Here is a 23,043-nt window from a genome sequence, read left to right as displayed (position 1 = left end):
GCACCATGGCCTCGTATCACCATGCCGTTGGCGCCAAACGCTATGTCTTTCCCGATCTGCGCACCCTGATGGCGCGCGCCACGCCGCTGCGTTCGGGCGATTGCCTGGCTGGCGTGGCCGCTGCCACGGCCGAAGAACGGGTAGCCGCACAGATGGCGCTGGCAGAACTGCCGTTGCGGACCTTTCTGCAGGAACTGGTGGTGCCCTACGAGGCCGATGAAGTCTCGCGCCTGATCATCGACAGCCATGATCAGGCAGCCTTTTCCCGCATTGCCCACCTCACCGTGGGCGATTTTCGCAACTGGCTGCTATCCGATATGGCCGATTCCGCCACGCTGGCCGCCGTATCGCCCGGCATCACGCCGGAAATGGCCGCAGCGGTCAGCAAGATCATGCGCAATCAGGATCTGGTGCTGGTGGCACGCAAGTGCCGGGTGGTCACCCGGCTGCGCAATACGCTGGGGCTGGCTGGCCGGCTGTCCACGCGCCTGCAGCCCAACCACCCGACCGACGATGCCGCCGGCATTGCCGCCAGCGTGCTCGATGGCCTGCTCTACGCCAATGGCGATGCCGTGATCGGCATCAACCCGGCCACCGACAATGTGCCGCAGGTGGTGCGCCTCTTGGAGATGCTGGGCGCGATCATCGAGCGCTACGAAATCCCGACCCAATCATGCGTGCTGACGCATGTCACCAATACCCTGCAGGCGATGGAGCGCGGTGCGCCGGTTGATCTGGTGTTCCAGTCGATTGGGGGCACCGAGGCCACCAACCGCAGCTTCGGTATCGATCTGGCGATGCTGGACGAGGCCCACCAGGCAGCCTTGTCCTTGCGCCGTGGTGCCAATTTCGACGACCAGATCGGCGACAACGTCATGTATTTCGAAACCGGCCAGGGCAGCGCCCTGTCGGCCAACGGCCATCATGGCTGCGACCAGCAGACCATCGAAGCGCGCGCCTATGCCGTGGCGCGGCGCTTCCGCCCGCTACTGGTCAACACAGTGGTCGGCTTCATCGGCCCGGAATACCTGTTTGACGGCAAGCAGATCATACGTGCCGGGCTGGAGGACCACTTCTGCGCCAAGCTGCTGGGCCTGCCGATGGGCTGTGACGTGTGCTACACCAACCATGCCGAGGCCGACCAGAACGATATGGATATCCTGCTGACCATGCTGGGCGTGGCAGGCTGCAATTTCGTGATGGGCATTCCCGGCTCGGATGACATCATGCTCAATTACCAGACCACCTCGTTCCACGATGCCCTGTATGCCCGCGAGGCGCTGGGCCTGCGGCCGGCACCGGAATTCGAAGCGTGGCTGGCCCGCATGCAGATCGTGCAACAGGGATCGGCATTCCGCCTGTCGGCCCCGATTGCCCCGGCATTCCTGCCCGCGCTGGAGAATATCCAATGAAAAACGACCTGCCGGATTTCAGCATCCAGCCCGATCCCTGGTCCACCCTGCGCCGCTTTACCGATGCCCGCATTGCACTGGGCCGTACCGGGATCAGCCAGCCGACCCAGGCACAGCTTGCCTTCCAGCTGGCGCATGCCAGCGCGCGCGATGCCGTGCATGCCAGCCCGGACTGGCAGACACTGGAACAGGCGGTTCAGTCGCTGGGATGCCAGACCGTGCGCCTGCACAGCCGCGCCAGCGACCGTCCGACCTATCTGCAACGCCCGGACTGGGGCCGCAGACTGGACGAGGCTTCGCGTACCCGCTTGCAGGGTTATCCGTTGCCGGATCACCCCCGGACAGCATTCGATATTGCCTTTGTGATTGCCGACGGTTTGTCCGCCTGCGCGATCGAGCGCCAGGCCATTCCCCTGCTGCAACACACCCTGCCCTTGCTGCTTGCGGCAAACTGGCGCATTGCACCAGTGGCACTCGTCTCACAAGGACGGGTGGCAATTGGCGATGAAGTGGGGGAAATCCTGCACGCCGGCATCGTGGCGGTATTGGTCGGCGAGCGCCCCGGCCTGTCCTCGCCCGACAGCCTGGGCATCTACTTTACCCATTCGCCCAAGGTGGGCTGCCACGATGCCATGCGCAATTGCATCTCCAACGTGCGCCCGGCCGGCCTGCCACATGCAGCCGCTGCGCAGAAGCTCTTCTACCTGCTAAGCGAATCGCAGCGCCGCGGTTTGTCCGGCGTGGAACTCAAAGATGAATCCGCCAGCACGGATGCCTTGCCGGGCGAGCAGCAGAGCTTCCTGATCCGTTGATTTCAATCACCGCGGTGATGAATGTATTGCATCCGGCCGCCGGCAATTCATGCCGGCACCAGTCTGCCGCTGTTGGTTTTTGCCCACACTTGCGGCACATCCACCCTTTCCCCTCACATGTGAATTTCACCTGTTCCGGCTGGAAGAATCGACAAATTTAATCCTGCCGACAATTCAACTTTTGGAATATTTCGCAAAAGTTTTCCCAAACTGGCGCAAATCGCCTGTATTCCACTGCCAATACTTGTTTCAGCCAACTGACCAGCCCATCTTTCTTACAAAAATCTTTTTGCATGCGGATGCCGGAAAGGGAAAATGCGTAGCCTGTCCGCCAGCACTACAAATAAAAATCTCGCTGACGGCACAATAATTTCAGGGGGAGAACTACTCATGCTCAAGCGCTTATCGATCAAGCAAAAAATGCAGGCCGGCTTCGGCCTAGTCTTGCTGTTCCTGCTACTGATCGCAGCCATCAGCATTACCAAGATGGCGCAGATTCAGAGCAACCTGTCGATGTTCCTGGAAGACCGCATGGTCAAGATCGAACTGTGCGATTCGGTCATGCGCAATACGCTGGAAGTATCGATCATTGTGCGTAACGCCATTAGAAGAACCGACCAGGCCGATATTTGGATCAGCCAGATTGATGCGTGGCGCAAGAAAAACAACGAAGCACTGGCCAAGCTGGATTCGATGACGCGTTCTCCAGAGGGCAAGGACCTGATGACCGTCGTGAACGAATCACGCAACGAACTCGCCACCGCCTATGACAGCCTCTATACCCTGCTCCGGAACAATCAGGCAGCAGAGGCCTATGAATACCTGGAAAGCACCTTCACACCCAAGATGAGCTCTTTCCAGACCATGCTGGAAAGCATGGTGCTGTTTCAGCAGGAACAGATGAAAAAAGCCAAGGAAAGCGCGGAAACCAGTTACCGGCAATCCAAGATCCAGATCCTGGTGCTGGTCGCCGTGGCATTCGTGCTAAGCGTGCTGACTTCCTGGCGGCTATCCAGCCGCATTGCCCAGGCACTGTCCCATGCCGTACAGCAGGCCGGTCGCATTGCCAAGGGTGACCTGACCATCTCCGGCAATACCCGGCATGGCCAGGCTCAGGACGAAATGGGGCAGTTGCTGCATGCTCTTGAGGGAATGCGTGAACAACTCGCGCAGACACTGCGGGACATCCAGGCCAATGCCGGCGAAGTGGCACAGTCTTCCTTGCAACTGACCAGCATGGCCGACCAGGTAGCCACCAGCTCGCAGCAGCAGGCTGAATCAACGGCCGCAGCGGCCGCCACCCTGGAAGAGCTGACTGTCAGCATCAATCACGTTTCCGACAATGCCAGCCAAGCCTCGCAACAGGCGCAACACGCGGGCGGGCTGGCCATTCAGAGCGGGAAAAGCGTGCAGGATTCAGCCGCCAGCATGCAATCGGTCAGCCATAACGTGCAGGCCACCGCCAGCCAGATGCAAAAACTGACGCAGGAAGTCCAGGCCATCGGCAAGATCGCCACCGTGATCCGGGAAGTGGCCGATCAAACCAATTTGCTGGCATTGAATGCCGCCATCGAAGCCGCCCGCGCCGGCGAAGCAGGCCGCGGCTTTGCCGTGGTGGCCGATGAAGTGCGCAAGCTGGCCGAACGCACGACCATCTCGGCCCAGGAAATCACGCAGACCATCAACACGATCCAGGACAACGCCGCACGCGTGGTGGTCAGCATGAACCAGAGCCAGGAAAGCGCCAGCAGCGTTGTGACGAGTGCCGAACTGGCCAGCCAGACCATGCTCGAAGTACAAAACGGGGCATCCGGCGTGGTGGAAGCGATCAGCAACATCACGGCCGCGCTGGGCGAACAGCGCGATGCCAGCCAGGATCTGGCCCGCAATATGGAGCGCGTTACCCATATGGCAGAAGAAAACAGCGCGTCAGTGGAAAAACTGGCGTCGACTTCCTCGCAGTTGATGGGCTTGTCCAACAACCTGCGCGGAGTGGTCGCGCGCTTCCAGTTGTAACCCGATCATCCGACAAGGGACGGCTGTTATTTACAGAAACACATTGCGCCCGCCATCCACCGGCAGGATCACGCCGGTGATATAGCTGGCCTCCAGCAGATACAGGATGGCCTGTGCAATATCCTGCGGCTGGCCGGTACGCTTGAGCGGAATGGTTGCCAGGATGCGTTCGCGCTCGGCGATATCGAAATCGGTTTCGTTTTCCGGCCAGAGATTCACCCCGGGCGCAATCGCATTCACGCGCACTGCCGGGGCAAGCTCGCGCGCCAGTACGCGGGTCATCGCGGCCACACCGGCCTTGGCAATCGTGTACACCGGAAAGCCCGCCAGCGGCCGCTCCACATGTATATCGGCGATATTGACGATCGCTCCCTGATTTCTGGCCAGCTCGGGCGCAGCGGCCTGGGCCAGAAACAGCGGGGCTTTCAGATTGGAGCCAATCAGGTCATCCCACGCTGCTTCAGTGATCTGGCCCATGGGCGTCGGGTAAAACGACGACGCATTGTTGATCAGCGCATCCAGCCGGCCAAAGTGAGCCACAGCTGCTTCCACCAGTTCGGGCAGGCGCGCTGTCTGCAGCAGGTCGAGCCCATGCAGAACAACCGAATCCGGTCGGCGGGCATTCAATTCATCCGCCAGCATCTGCGCATCAGTCGCTGAATGACGATAGTGCAGCAGGATTTTCCAGCCTGCCTGGTGCAAGGCGCGTACCGTGCCCGCGCCCACCCGGCGCGCGCCACCCGTGACCAGTGCCACTTTTTCCATGATGCAATCTCCGTGGTTTGTATTTTGCATGCTTGTCTGCCATATCTTGCATGAGGTGGGATCAGTATTGCCAGTATTGCTGCGGCATCCGGGCTCATATTGACACTGTTTCCGACAACCACACCATCCGTCCATCTTTTGTCCTGGACAAATTATTGACAATACCACTCGGGTATTCTAGATTGGATGCATGATCCAATCAGGAGCAAGCCATGGTGCCCAATCAGCAGGTTGCAGTAATAGGTGGTGGCATTGCTGGTCTGGCAACAGCCTGGCTGCTGAGCAAGCATCACCGCGTCACGCTGTATGAAGCCAATGATTATGTCGGCGGCCACACCCATACCGTGGATGTGACACTGGATGGCATCACCCATCCGGTCGATACCGGCTTTCTGGTGTGCAACGATCTGACCTACCCCAATCTGCTGGCGCTTTTCGAAACGCTGGGCGTGGCGCTGCATCCGAGCGAGATGACCTTTGGCGTATCGGTCGACCAGGGCCGCATCGAATGGGCCGGGCATTCGCTGGGTGGCGTATTCGCCCAGAAGCGCAACCTGTTGCGCCCCGCCCACTGGGGCATGCTGCGCGATATCCTGCGCTTCAACCAGGCCGCTGCCGCTTACCTGGACGAAGTGGCACATCGTCAGACCACACTGGGCGAGCTGCTGGCACAACACCGCTATGGCCAGGCGTTTTGCCAGCATTACCTGTTGCCGATGGCCGCCGCCATCTGGTCTTCCTCGCCCGGCGACATCCTGCAGTTTCCGGCCGCGACCTTTCTGCGTTTCTGTCTCAACCACCACCTGCTGCAGATCAACGATCGGCCGCAATGGGGCACGGTGCGGGGTGGCGGGCGCTGCTATGTCGAAAAGATGCTGCCCGCCATTCATCAGGTACGGCATGCCAGCCCGGTACGCCAGGTGGTCCGCCACGAACATGGTGCGCTGGTCAGCACCGACAGCGATACCCAAGCCTTCGATTGCGTTGTGCTGGCCGGCCACGCGCCGGACATGCTCAGGTTGCTGGCCGATGCCGACGAGGCCGAGCGCAAGGTGCTGGGTGCCTTTCGTTATCAGCCCAACAAGGTCTGGCTGCATACCGATTCCGCACTGCTGCCGCGCAACCGGGCTGTCTGGTCGGCCTGGAACTATCTGGCCCAAAGCCATGATGCACAGACCCGCGCCGTGTGCGTCAGCTACCTGATCAACCGCCTGCAGCCGCTGCCCTTTTCGCAACCGGTGGTTGTCACCCTCAACCCGTTTTCGCCGCCTGCTCCGGAGCACACGCTGGCGCAGTTCGATTATGACCATCCGCTGTTCGACAACGCGGCCATTGCGGCGCAAGCCGTTCTGCCGCAACTACAGGGGCACCGGCATACCTGGTTTGCCGGCGCCTGGACCCGCTACGGCTTTCACGAAGACGGGCTGCGTTCTGCCCTGACGGTCGCGGCTGATTTTGCCTGCCTGCCAGCATGGGCAAGGCTGGAGGAAGATCATGGACACACTGCAGCTGTGGCACGGCCACGTGATGCATGCGCGGTTGCGCCCGGTCATTAATCGCTTTGTCTACCGTGTTTTCTGGCTGCGGATCCGGATGGACCAGCCGCCGACAGGCAACTGGCTGTTCGGCATCAACGTCTGGCGCCCGCTGTCGATCAACTGGCGCGATTATGGCCGGCGCAATGGCAGCGATCCGCTGCAATGGGTACGCGAAACACTGGCCAGCCAGGGTATCGATGCCGGTGGCGCCATCTGGCTGCAGACCTTCCCGCGCCAATGGGGCTATGCCTTCAATCCGGTCAGTTTCTGGCTGTGCCACGATGCAGCAGGTGCGCTGCGCGCGGTGCTGGCCGAGGTCAACAACACCTTCGGCGATTGGCATACCTATGTGCTGACCGCGCCCGATGGCGGATCGATTACTGCTGGAACCCAGCCCCGATGCCGCAAGCTGATGCATGTCTCGCCCTTCAACCCGATGACCGGGCATTACACCTTCCGCTTGAACGAGAAAAACGATCAGAGCCGGGTCGCCATCGATTATGACGACGGCCAGGGCTGCCTGCTGAAGACCGCCATCAGCGGCTGGCAGCGCCCGGCCACTACCCGCACGTTGCTGCAGGCCATGGTCAGCCACCCCTTGCTGACGCTGGGCGTGATCGTGCGCATTCATTGGCAGGCCTGGCACCTGTGGCGTGCCCGCTTGCCGTTTTACCGCCAACCGCAGAAACATCAGGGTGGTGTTTCCTGCACGGATCCCGGACTGGAGAATCGACCATGAACCAGAGCGACATCACGTGGCGCCTGCCCGCCACGCTGCCCGCCAGCGCACGTTTGTTCCTGAGCCTGCTCGCACGCATCCGGCACGGCCATCTGCAGCTTGTCACACCGCTGGGAGATCGCATGCTGTTCGGCAACACGCATGAAGGACCTGCGGCCAGCCTGCACCTGCGCGACTGGCGCAGTTGCGGCCTGATCCTGAAAAACGGTGATATCGGTTTTGGCGAAGCCTGGCGCGACGGCTGGTGCGATTCGCCCGATGTCGTCGCGCTGCTGCGGCTGGCACTGGCCAATGAAGAGGTCCTGCAGCCAGCGCTGTTCGGAGGCCGCCTGGGCAAGTTGTGGTATGGATTGCGCCACCTGCTGCGCGTCAACTCGCGAGCCGGCAGCAAACGCAACATCCATGCCCATTATGATCTGGGCAATGATTTCTACCGCTTGTGGCTTGATCACAGCATGACCTACTCCAGCGCCTGGTTTGCCGGCGATTACCACCAGGATCTGGCACAGGCACAACAGGCCAAATACCAGCGCATCATCGACCAGCTGGCCATCCGGCCCGGCAGCCGGGTTCTTGAAATCGGCTGCGGCTGGGGCGGATTCGCCGAGCATGCCGCGCGCCAGGGTATCCGGGTGCACGGCATCACGCTCTCGCCCGCACAACTGGATTACGCCCGGCAGCGCATCGGCCGGGCCGGCCTGCAGGATACGGCAAGCCTGTCCCTGACCGATTATCGCGATCTCACCGGCCAATATGATCACATCGTCTCGATCGAAATGTTCGAGGCAGTGGGCGAGCGCTATTGGCCGGATTATTTCCGCACCCTGCATCAGCACCTGCTACCGGGCGGCAGCGCCCTGGTACAAACCATCACCATCGATGAATCGCGCTTTGCCCGCTATCGCGCTGGTACGGATTTCATCCAGCAGTTCATCTTTCCAGGCGGCATGCTGCCAAGCCCGCAACGTTTTGCCAGCCAGGCGAACCGGGCAGGCTTGACGATCCAGGACAGCTTTGCCTTCGGCGCGGACTATGCCGAAACCCTGCGGCGCTGGCGCACAGTGTTCGAGGCCCGGCGGGAAACCATCCTGCAGCAGGGTTTCGACGAACGCTTCATCAGGCTGTGGCGGCTGTATCTGGCCTATTGCGAAACGGGCTTCGATGCCGGCACCACCGATGTCTACCAATACCACCTGGTACGCACAACATGAAGGCCCTGCTGCTGTGCATCCTTTTGCTGCTTGCCAACCCGGCGCTGGCCTGGCGTGAAACCCTGCCGCAGGCCCGGCTGATCGGCGAAGGCGAGTTGCGCTGGTTTGGCCTGTCGATCTACACCGCCAGATTGTGGAGCCCGGCAGCGCCGCAGCAGTTGACCGCTGCCATTCCCGAAGCCGCCTTTGCGCTGGAGTTGACCTATCACCGCAGCATTACGCGCGAACGTTTCGTTGAAACCAGCCTGGAAGAAATCGAACGGTTATCCGGTGCCAAGATCGATGCCGCCCGGCTTTCGCGCTGGCGCGAGGCCATGCAGCGCGCCTTTGTCGATGTCGAAGCCGGCATGCGCATCACTGGCGTCTATCTGCCCGGCGAGGGCTGCCGCTTTTATGTGAACGATCGCCTGCAACACCATGTTGCCGATCCGGATTTTGCCGCTGCCTTTTTTGCCATCTGGCTCGATCCGCGCAGCCGTGATCGCAACCTGCGCCAGCGCCTGCTGGGCGGAGCGCTGACATGAACCGCGGGCAGGCCCCGCTGGCCTGGCCGGGCTTGCTGGCCTACAGCCTGATGGGTCTGCCGCTGGCAATGGCAGCCTTGCCGGTCTATGTACAGGCGTCACGCCTCTATACCGCCGAAATGGGTTTACCGCTGGCTCTGGCAGGCTGGGTGCTGTTTGGCGCCCGGCTGATCGATACCGCGCAGGATCCATGGCTTGGCCGGCTGGCCGATCGCTGGCAACACCGTAGGGGAGGATGGCTGCGCCTGGGTGGACTGGGGGTGGCGGGACTGATGCTGGGCCTGGCAGCACTGCTGCTGCCACCCCAGCTCCCCACCGCCCTGCTGCTGGTCTGGCTGGGCGTAGCACTGGTGCTTACCTACACGGCACACAGTCTGGTCAACATCATTTGTCTGGCCTGGGGCGCACGGCTTACGGATGTGCTGGCCGAGCGTACGCGCGTCACGGCAACGCGCGAGGGCGCGGGCCTGATCGGCGTGGTACTGGCCAGCCTGCTGCCCGGCGCACTACTGATCTGGATGCAACCGCGAGCCGCCTGGCAAGGCTTTGTGCTGGTGTTTTGCCTGTTGCTGGGCACCAGCTGGCTGATTTTCCGGCGCTGGAGCAGCCCACCCCGCCTTGCCCAGACCACGGCAGCGGGTTCCGGCTGGCTGGCCTTGCACAACCGGGCATTCCGACGTCTGGCGCTGGGCTATCTGGGCAACAGTCTGGCGGTATCGATTCCGGCCACGCTGGCCCTGTTTTTCATTGCCGACCGGCTGCAGCTGGCCGCACAAAGCGGCCTGTTTCTGGCGGCCTACTTTGTGAGCGGGGCGCTGGGATTGCCGCTTTGGCACCGGCTGGCGGCACGCATCGGCAAGCTGCCGGCCTGGCGGGTGGGTATGGCGCTCGGCGCAGCCGGGTTTGTCTGGGCGGTATTGCTTGAAGCCGGCGATGCCGGCGGGTATCTGGCCGTCTGCATCCTGACCGGACTGGTGCTCGGCGCCGATCTGGCGTTGCCGCCGGCACTGCTGGCCGATGTGATTCCGGAAAGCGAGCGTGCGCAGACGGCCAGCTATTTCGGCATCTGGAGCCTGCTGGGCAAGCTGCCGCTGGCCGGCGCCGGGCTGACCCTGCCGCTGCTGGCCTGGCTTGGTTATCAACCGGGACAGGCCGCGGGCATGGAACTGGCGCTGGTGTATGCCGGGCTACCCTGCCTGCTGAAACTGCTGGTGCTGGCTTGCCTGCGCCTGCCCCCGCAAGGAGAACACTCATGAAAAAATGGCTGATGGCACTTTGCGGCCTGCTGCTGGGCTGCGGCGGCGTACCCGTTGAACAATACCGGGACGAAAAACCGGCGCTCGATCTGCGCGCCTATTTCACCGGGCGGGTAGATGCCTGGGGCATGTTCCAGAAACGCAACGGCGAAGTGGTCAGGCGTTTTCACGTGGTAATCCAGGGACGCAGTGAAGGCGAAAAGCTGATTCTGGAAGAAGACTTTCACTACAGCGATGGCAGCAAGCAGCGCCGCGTCTGGACCCTGACCCCGACCGGCCCCAACCGCTGGTCGGGCAAGGCCGATGACGTGATCGGCGATGCCAGCGGTGAGGTGGCCGGCAATGCGCTGCGCTGGCGTTATGTGCTGAGCCTGCCGGTGGACGGCAAGGTTTACCACGTCGATTTTGACGACTGGATGTACCTGCTCGATGCCGACACCCTGGCCAACCGCTCGTTCATGAGCAAATGGGGGTTCGAGCTGGGCCAGGTCACCCTGTTCTTCCGCAAGGCGCACTGACATGTTTAGCCCGCTCAACCCCCGCTGGCAGGATTGGCAAGGCCGGCGTGTCTGGCTGATTGGTGCATCCAGCGGCATCGGCGCCGCGCTGGCGCAAGCCCTGCTGCAACGCGGCGCACGCGTGGCGATCAGCGCCAGACGCGTTGACGGCCTGCAGGCCGTGCTCGACCAAGCCGGCGGCAAAGGGATGGCGCTCGCCTTCGATGCCAGCGACCCGGATCAATGGCCTGCCGCATGGAAGCAGTTGCAGGATACGTGGGAAGGCATCGACTTCATCTGTTTTTGCGCGGCGATCTACGAGCCAGAGCGCAGCTGGCAGATCGAACCGGAACGGGTCCGCGCCACGCTGGCCTGCAATCTGGGCAGCGTCTATTACGGTCTGTCCCGGATACTGCCGAGCCTGATCGCTGCGGGCCACGGCGGCATCGGCCTGATTGCCAGCGTGGCCGGCATGACCGGCTTGCCCAATGCCACGGTTTACGGGCCGACCAAGGCCGCATTGATCAATCTGGCCGAAATTCTGTATGCCGATCTGCATGACAAGGGACTGGGCGTTTATCTGATCAATCCGGGGTTTGTTGCAACCGGGCTCACCGCCAAGAACCGGTTTGCCATGCCCGCGTTGCTGACCCCACCCCAGGCAGCCGAAGCGATACTGGAAGGGCTGGCGGCCGGGCAGTTCGATATCCATTTTCCGCGGCGCTTTACCTGCTGGCTCAAGCTGCTGCGGCTGTTGCCCTACCGCCTGCTCCTGCCCTTGCTGGTAAAACTGGGGGAACGTGCATGAAGCAAGCGGATGCCCTGATCGACTGGTACCAGACACTGACGCCCGGCAGCCTGGATCGCTTGCCGGAGTTCTACACCGAAGACGCACGCTTCAGTGATCCCTTCAACAGCGTGCAGGGCCATGCTGCGATCCGGAGCATCTTCAGCCATATGTTTGCCACGCTGCAGGACCCGCGCTTCACCGATGTAACGTGCTATCCGGGCAATGGAGAGGTGATGCTGCGCTGGCAATTCCATTTTGTCCTGGATCAGCGGCCTGTATGCATCGAAGGCTGCAGCCTGCTGACCTTCGCCATGGACGGGCGCGTCGCCCGGCATCAGGATTTCTGGGATAGCGCAGATCTCTATCGCCAGATCCCGCTGCTCAAACCCTTGTTCAGCTGGCTGACGCGGAAGGTGGCGGCAACATAGCGCCAGCAGTGCCGGCTTGGCTGGAACGCCACTCATCCAAAGCCGTTTCAAGCTCGGCCAGATCAGTCAGGATACGTACATCCTGGGGCAAGCGCCGCAAGGATCGCGTGCCCCCGCCACCGCACCACAACGCTTGCGTGGATGGCAGCAATTCGCGCACCTGTGCGATGGCGCGCGTGGCCTCCAGCACCGGGAAAGCGCTACTGAAGGACAGCAATACGATCTGGCTATCATGCGCCTGTGCCGCATTCTGAATCTCGGCCAAAGGCAAGTTCGGGCCGAGGTTGACCGGCTCCACGCCTTCAAGCCGCAACATCATTTCCACCATCAGCAAGCCCAGCCCGTGCATCTCGCCGCTGACCGTGGTCAGCAGGCAACGTGGCCATGGCTGGCCGGCCGGCAATGCCTGCATCAGCTGACGCAGCAAGCGCGTGACCTGTTCGGTATAGAGATGCTCCTCGGCAATGCTCAGTTGTCCATGCGCCCAGGCATCCCCCACGGCGCGATTGGCATCGTTCAGGAAAACCGTCATGAATTCGCGCAAGCCTTGCCGGCTGTGTTGACGCTGCAGGAAATGGCGGATCGCAGGCACATCATGCGCCTTGAGCAGTTCGATCAGCAGGCCGACCGGGTGATCGCCTGCAGCAGCCTGCGCATGCGCCGACTCGGGCTGGGCCAGCGCCAGCAAGGTCGCCTCATCCAGCGCCAGCAAGCGCTTGGGACGATGACCCTGATCCAGCAGGCGCCGCAACAGGCGCAGGCGCGCCACTTGCTCCGGCGGATACAGTCGATCCCCTTGTGCATCACGTAGCGGCTGTGGAAAACCGTAGCGCTGCTCCCATTTGCGCAGCAGATCCTTGCTCAGTCCGGTTTCACGCTCGACCGCATTGATAGGCAATCCAACCATGGTTTGTCCTGGACAAAATCACAAGTTGATCATGGCACAAGCCCGTCACAACAACAAGCCAGCCGTTCCTGTTCCACCCCAGGTGCTGACATGCGGCACACTTCCTTTTCAGACCTGCACTTTGTCCACCGGAACAACAGCCCCTAGAATGCAAACTTTACCGCCCAGACAACAACGCCTCATGTCCAGCCCTACCACCCGCCTGCCTTTGCCGCCATCCGATGCACGCTCGGCCAGTGAGGCCCTGCAACAGCACATAAGGCAAGCCATCGAAAAAGCCGGTGGCTGGCTGCCTTTTTCCGATTACATGCGCCTGGCGCTGTATACACCGGGGCTCGGTTATTACAGTGGCGGCGCCACCAAGTTCGGCCAGGCCGGGGATTTTGTCACGGCACCGGAAATCAGCCCGCAATTCGGCACCTGTCTGGCCGCAACGATTGCCGACGTGCTCAACGCACCGGAACTGGCTGGCACCGGGCAAGTGCTGGAAGTGGGCGCCGGCACGGGCCAGTTGGCGGTGCAGATCCTGCGCTCGCTGGAAGCGCGTGGCACCTTGCCGCTGCAATACTGCATCCTGGAATTATCGGGCGAGCTGCAACTGCGCCAGCGCGAACGGCTGCAGCAGGAAGTACCGCATCTTGCCAGCCGGGTAACATGGCTGGACACGCTGCCTGCCGGATTTCGCGGTGTAATTATCGGCAATGAAGTGCTTGATGCCATGCCCTGTGCGCTGGTGCATTACGGCGACAAGGGCTGGGAAGAGCGCGGTGTAGCTTGGCAGGATGGATTCGTCTGGCGGGATCAGCCGATCCGGGACATGACGCTCATGATGCAGGCCATGGTGCTGCCGGTGGCCGGCGATTACCTGACCGAGATCCAGATGGAGGCGCAGGGCTTCATCAAAAGCCTGGCTGCCTGCCTGGAGGCTGGTGTGATCCTGATGCTCGATTACGGCTTTGCCGCGGACGAGTATTACCATCCGCAGCGCCACATGGGTACGTTGATGTGCCACTACCGGCATCACAGCCATACCGATCCTTTCTGGCTGCCAGGCCTGTGCGACATCACCACGCACGTGGATTTTTCGGCGATCTGGCGTGCCGGTGCCGATGCCGGTCTGGCGCTGGAAGGCTACCTCACGCAAGGCGCCTATCTGGTCAATGCCGGTCTGCTGGAAGCGTTGAACCAACTGGACATGGACGACCTGAAACCCTATCTGGCGGCGACCGCCGCCGCGCAAAAGCTGATCAACCCGGCCGAAATGGGCGAGCTGTTCAAGGTCATCGCCTTTTCGAAAGGGTTCGTACCCTCCGGACTGCTGACCGGATTCCAGGCCGGCGACGATTCGCCCAAGCTTTGAACAGGTTTCAAAGCGGTTTGGCCTGTGACCCGGACATGCTGGCCAACACATCCAGAAAATCCTGCACCTGACGCGAATGCTGCCCGGTGCGCGTGGCTGCTGCCAGCAGAACATGGGCACCGGGATCGCGCAGCGGCAGATAACGCACACCATCGATCTTCACGCACGCCAGCGGTGCCGGCAACAAGGCAATCCCCAATCCAGCCGCCACCAGCCCGATCTGCGTGGTTGCCTCGCGCGCTTCCTGCACCACGCGCGGCTCGAAACCCGCAGCCAGGCAGAGCTGGCGCTCGTGCTCGTTGAAGCGCCCGCCCACATCGTGCGGATAGGTGATGAATCCTTCATCCTTCAGATCCAGCAACGCGAGGGATTCCTGTTTGGCCAGCGGGTGATTGGCATTGATCACCACGCGCAGGTCATCACGGCTGATTTCGTAGAGTTCGATGCCATCGGGCACGTTGCGCCCGGAATAACGCAACAGACCGATATCGAGCCGGTTGGCGAGCAAGGCATCGTATTGCTCGACCGAAAACAGGCTGCTGAGTTTGAGCTCGATGTGAGGATGTGTTTCGCGGTAATCATGCAGCACCTTGGGCAGCATGCTGGTGAACGGCAACGATGCGCTGTAGCCCACGCGCAACTCGCCGATCTCGCCGCGCGCAGCGCGCTGTGCTTCCGTCACGGCGCGCTCGGTTTCGGCAAACACGCGCCGCGCACCGGCCAGCAGATGCTTGCCGGCTTCAGTCAGCTCGACGCGCCGGCGATTGCGCTCGAACAGCTGTACGCCCAGTTCTTCTTCCAGCGCCTGGATTTGCTGGCTCAGCGGCGGCTGGCCGATGTGCAGGCGTTCGGCCGCACGCGTGAAGTGCAGTTCCTCGGCCACTGCAATGAAATAACGTAGATGTCGCAGCTCCACTTATATCTCCAACATATCAATTAATCAATAAATATATATTGGACAGTATTATTGTGGAAGCAGAGCATGCGCACATGTTCATACGGCAGTGATGCCAGAAAGACACCTGATCATGTCCTCCGCTCCAGCCGCCCCGTTGGCGGGAAACTCCGCAGCGCTAGATACCCCGCAAACGCCCAGCCCACTTGCCCAGTTGCGCATCCGCCAGGGCACGCTCGAATACCGCAACACCACCCGCGCGATGACACTCGGCGGCTTCGCCACCTTCGCCCTGCTCTACGGCATGCAGCCGCTGATGCCGGTTTTCGCGCAGGATTTCCATGTCAGTCCGGCAGCCACCAGCGGCGTGATTTCCGCCGCCACCGGCGCGATGGCACTCGCATTGATTCCCGCGAGCCTCTTGGCCAACCGTTACGGGCGCAAGCCGGTGATGAATGCCTCGCTGCTGCTGGCCGCCCTGCTGACACTGCTGTGTACAGTGGTGCAGAGTTTCCATCAGCTCGTCATCCTGCGCGCCTTGCTCGGCGTGGCACTGGCTGGCCTGCCTGCGGTGGCCATGGCCTACCTGAGTGAAGAAATCGATCCGGACGTGCTTGGCCGCACCATTGGTCTGTATATCGCCGGCAATGCGTTGGGCGGCATGTTCGGGCGCTTTGCCATGGCCATTTTGTCCGATCATGTTTCCTGGCGCGCCGCCACGCTGGTACTGGGCAGCATGGCGCTGCTGAGCGCGCTGGAATTCTGGCGCAGCCTGCCCGCATCGAAGCATTTCCGGGCAACCAGCGTCACGTTCAAGCGCACGGTGGCCGCGGCTCGCCGGCATTTTTCCGACGCCGGCCTGCCCTGGCTGTTTCTGACCGGCTTTATCCTGATGGGCTGCTTCGTGAGCCTGTTCAACTATCTGGCCTTTCGGCTGGCTGCGGCACCCTACGGCTACAGCCAGAGCCAGATCAGCCTGATCTATTCGCTCAATGCCGCCGGCATCTTCGCTGCCGGCTGGGCCGGTACGCTGGCCGACCGGCTGGGGCGGCGCAATGTGTTGTGGATCATGGTGCTGAGCATGCTGGCGGGCCTCCTGCTGACGCTGGCCAGCCCGATTGCCCTGATCTATCTTGGCACAGCCATCTTTTCGTTCGGCTTCTTTGGCGGACATTCAGTGGCCAGCAGCTGGCTGGGATTTCGCGCCCTGCAGAACAAGGCACTGGCAACGGCGCTGTACCTGAGCATCTACTATCTGGGTTCGAGCTGTCTGGGCACGCTCACCGGCTTCATGTGGAATCTGGACCGCTGGAACGGCATCGTCGCGGTACTGGGCGCGTTGCTGCTGATAGCTTTTGCTGTTGCCATGAAATTGCGCAAGCTGCCACCGCGCGTGCAGCCCTGATTGCGCATCTCCCTGATGGCGGCCCAAGGACTGTCAGGGTATGATGCGCGGCATTCAACAGGTTTTCCGGGAGAGAGCGGCTGGCCGCCGCCGAAGGCGTAACTCCCATAATCGCTCAGGCAAAAGAACCGGAAATACCTCGCCCGCCAAGGGCATGACCGATCTGGAGAGAGGCAGCCAGCGCTGCCCACCGAAGGGGCACCCGGCACTGCGTCGTTACCGACCGCCGGAAACTCTCAGGTAAAGAGGACAGAGGGACGGTTGGCAGATAATCATCATTATCTGCCGGCTGTCCTTTTTTGTTTTCGAGGATCGAAACATGACCGAACCCCTGCTTCACACCGCGTTGCACGCCCTGCACACCGAGCTTGGCGCCCGCATGGCCCCTTTCGCCGGTTATGACATGCCGATCCAGTACCCGCTTGGCGTGCTGAAAGAACATCTGCACACGCGAGAAAAGGCCGGCCTGTTCGATGTCTCGCACATGGGCCAGTTGCGCCTGTGGGGCCCCGGTGCGGCAGCGGCGCTTGAATCGCTGGTGCCAGTCGATGTGGTCGACCTGCCGGTAGGGCAGCAGCGTTACGCCTTCTTCACCAACACCATCGGCGGCATTCTGGATGATCTGATGATCACCAATGCCGGTGACCATCTGTTCGTGGTGATCAATGCTGCCTGCAAGGAGCAGGATGTCGCCCACCTGCAAAAACACATCGGTGGCGCCTGTCATATCGAAGTTCTGCCGCAACAATCGCTGCTCGCGCTGCAAGGCCCGGCCGCAGCCAGCGTGCTGGAACGGCTCTCACCCGAAACCGATTTCGCCAACTGGCATTTCATGACCGCACGCACCCTGCTGCTGGTCGGGGTGGAATGCCTGGTCACGCGCTCCGGCTACACCGGTGAGGACGGCTTTGAAATCTCGATTCCGGACAGCCACGCCGAACAGCTTGCCCGCGCCCTGCTGGCTGGACCGGAAGTTGCCCCGATTGGCCTGGGCGCACGCGATTCACTGCGCCTGGAGGCTGGCCTGTGCCTGTATGGCCACGATATCGATACCGGCACCAGCCCGGTCGAAGGCGGCCTGCTGTGGGCCATCAGCAAAACACGTCGTGTCGGCGGTGCGCGCGAAGGCGGCTTCCCCGGCGAGGACCGCATCCTGGCCGAGATCGTACAGGGCGTGGCACGCAAGCGTGTTGGCCTGGTCGGACTGGAGCGCACGCCGGTACGCGAGGGCAGCGAGATTACCAACCTGGCCGGCGAAGTCATCGGCAAGGTCACCAGCGGTGGCTTTGCCCCCAGCCGCAACGGCGTGGTAGCCATGGCTTACCTGCCACTTGAATACACTGCAGTCGGCGCGGAAGTGCTGGCCATGGTGCGCGGCAAACCCGTACGCATGCAAGTCTGCAAAATGCCGTTTGTGCCGCAGCGTTATTACCGGGGCATTTGATCCCCCTATCTACCCACATCGACAAAGGAAAACCCATGAAATACACCCCCGACCACGAATGGCTGCGCGCCGAAGCCGACGGTTCCGTCACCATCGGCATTACCCACCACGCACAGGATGCGCTCGGCGATCTGGTCTTTGTCGAACTGCCGGCCGTGGGCAAGCACTTTGCCAAGGACGAACCGGCTTGCGTGATCGAATCGGTGAAGGCAGCCGGTGATGTAAAGATGCCGATCGCCGGCACCATCCTGGCCGTGAACGAGGCGCTGGCAGATACACCGGAAACTGTAAACCAGGATGCCGAAGGCGCTGGCTGGTTCATCAAGGTGAAGCCGGACAATCTGGCCGATGCCGATGGCCTGCTGGACGAGGCGGCCTACAAGGCGATGCTGGGCGAGTGATGGTCTGGCCTGCCCTGACTGGTGGACAACAGGGCAGCGCCTTAGGCGCGTATTTAGGCGCCGGTCCCGCCCGGCTTGGCGTGATACTTTCTTTGCTTCTGCAAAGAAAGTATCCAAAGAAAGCAGCCCCCGGGTGGCCGGCGCTCCGCGCTGCCCTCGTTTGGTCGGGAGCCTGAGTCTCCCTCCGCGCACTCGGCGGCCTTGAAGGGGGTAAGAGTGGTTCTAATGGATTGCAGCGGTGTAGGTTGGGCAGAATGAAATGAAGCCCAACAGGTTTTGAGATCGTTGGGCTTCGCATGGCTTAGCCCAACCTACACAGCCGAGCATCGCAGAAGATCGTGGGAATTCGGCGAGGACTGTTTGAGCCCGCAGGGCGAATTTCCCGAAAAGGGACTTGATTGGCTTTGCCAATCATCGCCGCAGCCGCCACGATCTTTGAGAAGCACAGGGAACCCGAAGGGCGTGGCAGCGTGGTCGCCTTCTTTTGGTTTCTTTTCTTGGCGAAGCAAGAAAAGAAACTCGGCTGCCGGGACGAACTCCCGGCCAACCCAGATATCCATTGGATGCCGGGTGGTGAATTCCCGGCAATCATAAAAACCATCGCGCCGCAGGCGCATAAACCCCAAGCAACAACGCTTTGGCCACACAACAAACAAGAGAGAAACACCATGCATCGCCCCCTTGCCGAACTTGAACAACGCGATGACTTCATCAGCCGCCACATCGGCACCGATGCCGCCGACCAGCAACACATGCTCGCCACGCTGGGCTACCCCAGTCGCCAGGCACTGATCGATGCGGTCATCCCGGCAGTGATTCGCCGCAACGACACCATGCCACTGCCCGCACCCAAGCCCGAAGGCGAAGCGCTGGCCGAACTCAAGTCGATTGCCGCACGCAACAAGGTATTCAAATCCTTCATCGGCCAGGGCTATTACGGCACCCACACGCCGGGCGTGATCCTGCGCAACATCCTGGAAAACCCGGCCTGGTACACTGCCTATACCCCGTACCAGCCGGAAATCTCGCAGGGCCGGCTGGAAGCCCTGCTGAATTTCCAGACCATGATCACCGATCTCACCGGCATGGATATCGCCAACGCCTCGATGCTTGACGAGGCCACTGCTGCAGCCGAAGCGATGACGCTCGCGCAGCGTGCCGGCAAATCGCAATCGAACGTGATTTACGTGGCCGATGATGTCCTGCCGCAGACCCGTGCCGTGATCGAAACCCGCGCCCTGCCGCTCGGTATCGAGGTGCGGACCTGCAGCGGCCACGAAGCACTGGAAAACGATTCGTTTGCCGTGGTGCTGCAATATCCGGGGGTCAATGGCGAGGTGCGCGACTGGCGCGAGTGGGTGGCCAGCTACAAGGCACGCGGCGGCATGGTGATCGTGGCAGCGGATCTGCTGGCGCTGACGCTACTGGTTCCTCCGGGCGAATGGGGCGCGGATGTGGTGGTCGGCTCTGCCCAGCGCTTTGGCGTACCGATGGGTTTTGGCGGCCCGCATGCCGGTTACATGGCAACGAAGGATGCCATCAAGCGCAACATGCCGGGTCGGCTGGTCGGCGTCACGGTCGATGCCCAGGGCAAGCCGGCTTACCGGCTGGCACTGCAGACGCGCGAACAGCATATCCGTCGCGAAAAGGCGACCTCCAATATCTGCACCGCACAGGTGCTGCTGGCGGTAATGGCCTCGATGTATGCGGTCTATCACGGCCCGCAAGGACTGACGACCATTGCCACCCGCACGCACAAGCTCGCAGCCATTCTCGCCGCCGGCTTGAAACAGATGGGTTTCGGCATCGAAAACCGGGTGTTCTTCGATACGGTCACGATCAGCAGCGGCAACGAAACCGCCCGCATCCACGCTGCAGCGATGGCGGCCGGCATTAACCTGCGCCAGGTCGATGCCGCACATATCGGCATTTCTCTCGATGAAACCAGCTCAACCGAAGACGTGGAAAAGCTCTGGACATTGTTCGCCAAGCCCGGCCAGACGCTGCCCAGTCTGACCGCACTGGCGCAGACCGAGACCATTCCGGCCAACCTGCGCCGGACATCGGCATTCCTGTCCCATCCGGTGTTCAATACCCACCACACCGAAACCGGCATGTTGCGCTATATCCGCAGTCTGTCAGACAAGGATATCGCGCTGGATCGGGCCATGATTCCGCTGGGTTCGTGCACGATGAAGCTCAACGCCACCAGCGAGATGATTCCGGTAACCTGGCCGGAATTCGCGCATATCCATCCGTTCGCGCCGCAGGAACAGGCCGCCGGCTATCTGGAGATGATCGGCCAGCTCGAAGCCATGCTGTGCGCAGCCACCGGCTATGCCGGTGTTTCGCTGCAACCGAACGCGGGCTCGCAAGGCGAATATGCCGGCCTCCTCATCATCCATGCCTACCACGCCAGTCGTGGTGAAGAACACCGCAACATCTGCCTGATCCCGAGTTCCGCGCATGGCACCAACCCGGCCTCGGCGCACATGGCCGGCATGCAGGTGGTGGTGGTGGCCTGCGATGCAGAGGGCAATGTGGATATCGATGACCTGAAAGCCAAGGCCGAACAGCACAGCGCCAATCTCGCCGCGATCATGATCACCTACCCGTCCACGCACGGCGTGTTCGAAGCCCGTGTGCGCGAGATCTGCGAGATCGTGCATGCCCATGGCGGGCAGGTCTATGTGGATGGCGCGAACATGAACGCGCTGGTGGGGCTGGCCGCGCCGGGCCAGTTCGGCGGCGATGTCTCGCACCTGAACCTGCACAAGACCTTCTGCATTCCGCATGGTGGCGGCGGCCCGGGTGTCGGCCCGGTGGCCGTGGCCGCGCATCTGGTGCCTTTCCTGCCGGGACGCGAGCAGGCGATCGGCGCCATCTCGGCTGCCCCGTTCGGTTCGGCCAGCATCCTGCCGATCTCGTGGATGTATATCGCGATGATGGGCGCAAAAGGGCTGACCGCCGCGACCGAATCGGCCATCCTTGCCGCCAACTACATCGCCAGGCGGCTGGGAGAGCATTACCCGGTGCTCTACACCGGCCCGAACGGGCTGGTGGCACACGAGTGCATCCTTGACCTGCGCCCGCTCAAGGAAACCAGTGGCATCACGGTCGACGACGTGGCCAAGCGCCTGATCGACTATGGCTTCCATGCGCCGACCATGTCGTTCCCGGTGCCCGGCACGCTGATGGTCGAGCCGACTGAATCCGAACCGCTGGCCGAGCTCGATCGCTTCATCGAAGCGATGATCGCGATCCGCGAGGAAATCCGTGCTGTGGAAGAAGGCCGTATGGATCGCGAGGACAACCCGCTGAAGTTCGCGCCGCATACCGCCGAAGTCGTCACGGCAGACCACTGGACGCACACCTACAGCCGCGAACTTGCCGCCTGGCCGGTGAAATCACTGCGCAGCAACAAGTACTGGGTGCCGGTCGGCCGTGCCGACAATGTCTATGGCGACCGCAATCTGTTCTGCAGTTGTGTGCCGCTCAACTGATCATCATCGCAGTTGATTTCCATGCCCCGTGCTCACGCCGGGGCATGTCCATTTCTACGGTGAGGCAAAAACCAACACTTCTTTCACCGCATGACAAACTGCCATGCGCCTTTCCTGCTTACGCCCTATAATCAGCCCTCGTATTTGCAAATGCCTTCACCATGAACAGCACCGAAATCCTGGATCGCCTCACTGCCACCATCGAATCGCGTCGCACCGCCGACCCGGCATCGTCCTATGTCGCCAAACTGTTTCACAAAGGCCAGGACGCCATCCTGAAAAAAGTCGGCGAGGAAGCCATTGAAACCGTGATGGCAGCCAAGGATGGCGACAAGGATCATCTGGTGTACGAAGTAGCCGATCTCTGGTTTCATACTCTGGTATTGCTGGCCAACGAAGGCTTGTCCTACCAGGAAGTGCTTAACGAACTGGCACGACGTGAAGGCATGTCCGGCATCGCTGAAAAAGCAGCCAGAAAACAGGATTGAGGATCAGCATGGGCAACTGTATTTTCTGCAAGATCGCCGCCGGGGAAATTCCCGCCAGCAAGCTGTATGAAGATGATGATGTCATTGCCTTTCATGACATCCACCCCAAGGCACCGGTTCATTTCATGATCGTGCCGAAAAAGCATATCGATTCACTGTTTGCAGCAGAGGCTGCCGATCAGGCACTGCTGGGCAAGATCCTGCTACTGGCGCCGCAACTGGCGCGCGAGCAGGGGCTGTCGGCCGGTTTCAAAACGGCCATCCACACAGGCAAAGCCGGCGGACAGGAAGTTTTCCACCTGCATGTGCATGTTTTGGGCAGTCCGCAATAAAACTAATGCAACGGATACCCATCAAACGGGTATGGTCGGGGTTGTGATACACCTATCGTGTGCGGCCCGCCAGCAAGACAAGTCATTATCTGAGGAGACATCATCATGGGTTCTTTGAGCATTTGGCACTGGTTGATCGTTCTGGCTGTTGTCGTCCTGATTTTCGGCACCAAGAAACTGGGTAATGTCGGCAAGGATCTGGGCTCGGCTGTGCGCGGCTTCAAGGAAGGCGTGAAGGGTGAAGAAGAACCCAAGCAACTGCCGGAAAAAGAAGTCAATCCGCCGATCGATGCTGCCAATCGCGACCGTCGCTGATCACT

The 23,043-nt window shown here is 61.4% G+C and carries 22 protein-coding genes and 2 riboswitches; of the genes, 19 read left to right on the top strand and 3 right to left on the bottom strand.

What is annotated here, in order from left to right; genetic code table 11:
- The first annotated feature begins 5 nt into the window (after positions 1-5).
- From AC0KVQ_RS01725 to AC0KVQ_RS01715, 3 genes are all read left to right on the top strand, one after another.
- Entirely contained in the window at positions 6-1,412 is a 1,407-nt protein-coding gene (locus AC0KVQ_RS01725; protein ID WP_473419380.1) for an ethanolamine ammonia-lyase subunit EutB, read from the top strand.
- Complete coding sequence (gene eutC / locus AC0KVQ_RS01720) at positions 1,409-2,224, top strand: ethanolamine ammonia-lyase subunit EutC (RefSeq protein WP_473419379.1); 816 nt, start codon at positions 1,409-1,411, stop codon at positions 2,222-2,224. Before AC0KVQ_RS01725 ends, eutC begins: the two co-directional genes overlap by 4 nt.
- A gap of 390 nt (positions 2,225-2,614) precedes the next feature.
- Positions 2,615-4,240, top strand: a complete 1,626-nt coding sequence (locus tag AC0KVQ_RS01715) for a methyl-accepting chemotaxis protein (RefSeq protein WP_473419378.1) — start codon at positions 2,615-2,617, stop codon at positions 4,238-4,240.
- A 30-nt stretch (positions 4,241-4,270) separates the two neighbouring features.
- Here the strand turns inward: AC0KVQ_RS01715 and AC0KVQ_RS01710 are convergent, their stop codons facing one another.
- Positions 4,271-5,005 carry a pteridine reductase gene (locus AC0KVQ_RS01710; RefSeq protein WP_473419377.1) on the bottom strand — a complete coding sequence of 245 codons (735 nt, stop codon included), beginning with the start codon at positions 5,003-5,005 and terminating at the stop codon, positions 4,271-4,273.
- A gap of 212 nt (positions 5,006-5,217) precedes the next feature.
- Between AC0KVQ_RS01710 and AC0KVQ_RS01705 the strand changes: the two genes are divergently transcribed.
- From AC0KVQ_RS01705 to AC0KVQ_RS01670, 8 genes are read left to right on the top strand one after another with little or no spacing between them, the layout of a single operon-like run.
- Positions 5,218-6,561, top strand: a complete 1,344-nt coding sequence (locus AC0KVQ_RS01705; protein ID WP_473419376.1) for an NAD(P)/FAD-dependent oxidoreductase — start codon at positions 5,218-5,220, stop codon at positions 6,559-6,561.
- Entirely contained in the window at positions 6,500-7,282 is a 783-nt protein-coding gene (locus AC0KVQ_RS01700; RefSeq protein WP_473419375.1) for a DUF1365 domain-containing protein, read from the top strand. The genes AC0KVQ_RS01705 and AC0KVQ_RS01700 overlap by 62 nt, the downstream gene beginning before the upstream one ends.
- Positions 7,279-8,493 (top strand): class I SAM-dependent methyltransferase, encoded by a 1,215-nt coding sequence (locus tag AC0KVQ_RS01695; protein ID WP_473419374.1) that lies wholly within the window; start codon positions 7,279-7,281, stop codon positions 8,491-8,493. The genes AC0KVQ_RS01700 and AC0KVQ_RS01695 overlap by 4 nt, the downstream gene beginning before the upstream one ends.
- Entirely contained in the window at positions 8,490-9,017 is a 528-nt protein-coding gene (locus tag AC0KVQ_RS01690; protein WP_473419373.1) for a chalcone isomerase family protein, read from the top strand. Before AC0KVQ_RS01695 ends, AC0KVQ_RS01690 begins: the two co-directional genes overlap by 4 nt.
- Positions 9,014-10,273: an MFS transporter gene (locus AC0KVQ_RS01685; protein ID WP_473419372.1), complete on the top strand. Its 1,260-nt coding sequence runs from the start codon at positions 9,014-9,016 to the stop codon at positions 10,271-10,273. Before AC0KVQ_RS01690 ends, AC0KVQ_RS01685 begins: the two co-directional genes overlap by 4 nt.
- Positions 10,270-10,791: a DUF3833 domain-containing protein gene (locus AC0KVQ_RS01680; RefSeq protein ID WP_473419371.1), complete on the top strand. Its 522-nt coding sequence runs from the start codon at positions 10,270-10,272 to the stop codon at positions 10,789-10,791. Before AC0KVQ_RS01685 ends, AC0KVQ_RS01680 begins: the two co-directional genes overlap by 4 nt.
- A 1-nt stretch (position 10,792) precedes the next feature.
- A complete protein-coding gene (locus AC0KVQ_RS01675) occupies positions 10,793-11,578 on the top strand; it encodes an SDR family NAD(P)-dependent oxidoreductase (protein WP_473419370.1) in 786 nt (261 codons plus the stop codon).
- Positions 11,575-11,988, top strand: coding sequence for a nuclear transport factor 2 family protein (locus tag AC0KVQ_RS01670; RefSeq protein ID WP_473419369.1), 414 nt, complete (start codon positions 11,575-11,577; stop codon positions 11,986-11,988). The genes AC0KVQ_RS01675 and AC0KVQ_RS01670 overlap by 4 nt, the downstream gene beginning before the upstream one ends.
- Here the strand turns inward: AC0KVQ_RS01670 and AC0KVQ_RS01665 are convergent.
- Positions 11,954-12,895: a MerR family transcriptional regulator gene (locus tag AC0KVQ_RS01665; protein ID WP_473419368.1), complete on the bottom strand. Its 942-nt coding sequence runs from the start codon at positions 12,893-12,895 to the stop codon at positions 11,954-11,956. The two genes, AC0KVQ_RS01670 and AC0KVQ_RS01665, sit on opposite strands and share 35 nt — an antisense overlap.
- A gap of 181 nt (positions 12,896-13,076) precedes the next feature.
- Here AC0KVQ_RS01665 and AC0KVQ_RS01660 point away from each other — a divergent pair, with 181 nt between their 5' ends.
- Positions 13,077-14,255 (top strand): class I SAM-dependent methyltransferase, encoded by a 1,179-nt coding sequence (locus AC0KVQ_RS01660; RefSeq protein ID WP_473419367.1) that lies wholly within the window; start codon positions 13,077-13,079, stop codon positions 14,253-14,255.
- Positions 14,256-14,262: 7 nt separating this feature from the next.
- Here the strand turns inward: AC0KVQ_RS01660 and AC0KVQ_RS01655 are convergent, their stop codons facing one another.
- On the bottom strand, positions 14,263-15,171 hold the full coding sequence (locus AC0KVQ_RS01655; protein ID WP_473419366.1) for a LysR substrate-binding domain-containing protein: 909 nt from the start codon (positions 15,169-15,171) through the stop codon (positions 14,263-14,265).
- A 112-nt stretch (positions 15,172-15,283) separates the two neighbouring features.
- Here AC0KVQ_RS01655 and AC0KVQ_RS01650 point away from each other — a divergent pair, with 112 nt between their 5' ends.
- The 7 genes from AC0KVQ_RS01650 (at position 15,284) to tatA (ending at position 23,038) form a co-directional block, all read left to right on the top strand.
- Entirely contained in the window at positions 15,284-16,555 is a 1,272-nt protein-coding gene (locus AC0KVQ_RS01650) for an MFS transporter (RefSeq protein WP_473419365.1), read from the top strand.
- Positions 16,556-16,612: 57 nt separating this feature from the next.
- Positions 16,613-16,696, top strand: a riboswitch (glycine riboswitch).
- Positions 16,697-16,708: 12 nt separating this feature from the next.
- A riboswitch (glycine riboswitch) is annotated at positions 16,709-16,818 on the top strand.
- A gap of 56 nt (positions 16,819-16,874) precedes the next feature.
- Complete coding sequence (gene gcvT, locus AC0KVQ_RS01645) at positions 16,875-17,999, top strand: glycine cleavage system aminomethyltransferase GcvT (protein ID WP_473419364.1); 1,125 nt, start codon at positions 16,875-16,877, stop codon at positions 17,997-17,999.
- Positions 18,000-18,034: 35 nt separating this feature from the next.
- Positions 18,035-18,400: a glycine cleavage system protein GcvH gene (gcvH, locus tag AC0KVQ_RS01640; protein ID WP_473419363.1), complete on the top strand. Its 366-nt coding sequence runs from the start codon at positions 18,035-18,037 to the stop codon at positions 18,398-18,400.
- Between the two features lie 668 nt (positions 18,401-19,068).
- Complete coding sequence (gene gcvP / locus AC0KVQ_RS01635) at positions 19,069-21,903, top strand: aminomethyl-transferring glycine dehydrogenase (protein ID WP_473419362.1); 2,835 nt, start codon at positions 19,069-19,071, stop codon at positions 21,901-21,903.
- Between the two features lie 161 nt (positions 21,904-22,064).
- Complete coding sequence (locus AC0KVQ_RS01630; protein ID WP_473419361.1) at positions 22,065-22,391, top strand: phosphoribosyl-ATP diphosphatase; 327 nt, start codon at positions 22,065-22,067, stop codon at positions 22,389-22,391.
- Between the two features lie 8 nt (positions 22,392-22,399).
- Positions 22,400-22,723: a histidine triad nucleotide-binding protein gene (locus tag AC0KVQ_RS01625; protein WP_473419360.1), complete on the top strand. Its 324-nt coding sequence runs from the start codon at positions 22,400-22,402 to the stop codon at positions 22,721-22,723.
- 105 nt (positions 22,724-22,828) lie between these two features.
- Entirely contained in the window at positions 22,829-23,038 is a 210-nt protein-coding gene (gene tatA, locus AC0KVQ_RS01620) for a Sec-independent protein translocase subunit TatA (RefSeq protein ID WP_473419359.1), read from the top strand.
- The last annotated feature ends 5 nt before the right edge of the window (positions 23,039-23,043 follow it).

This window comes from Formivibrio sp. oc-25, assembly GCF_055810895.1.
Note: the sequence above shows the minus strand (reverse complement) of the source record. Positions and strands in the feature narration are given on the sequence as shown.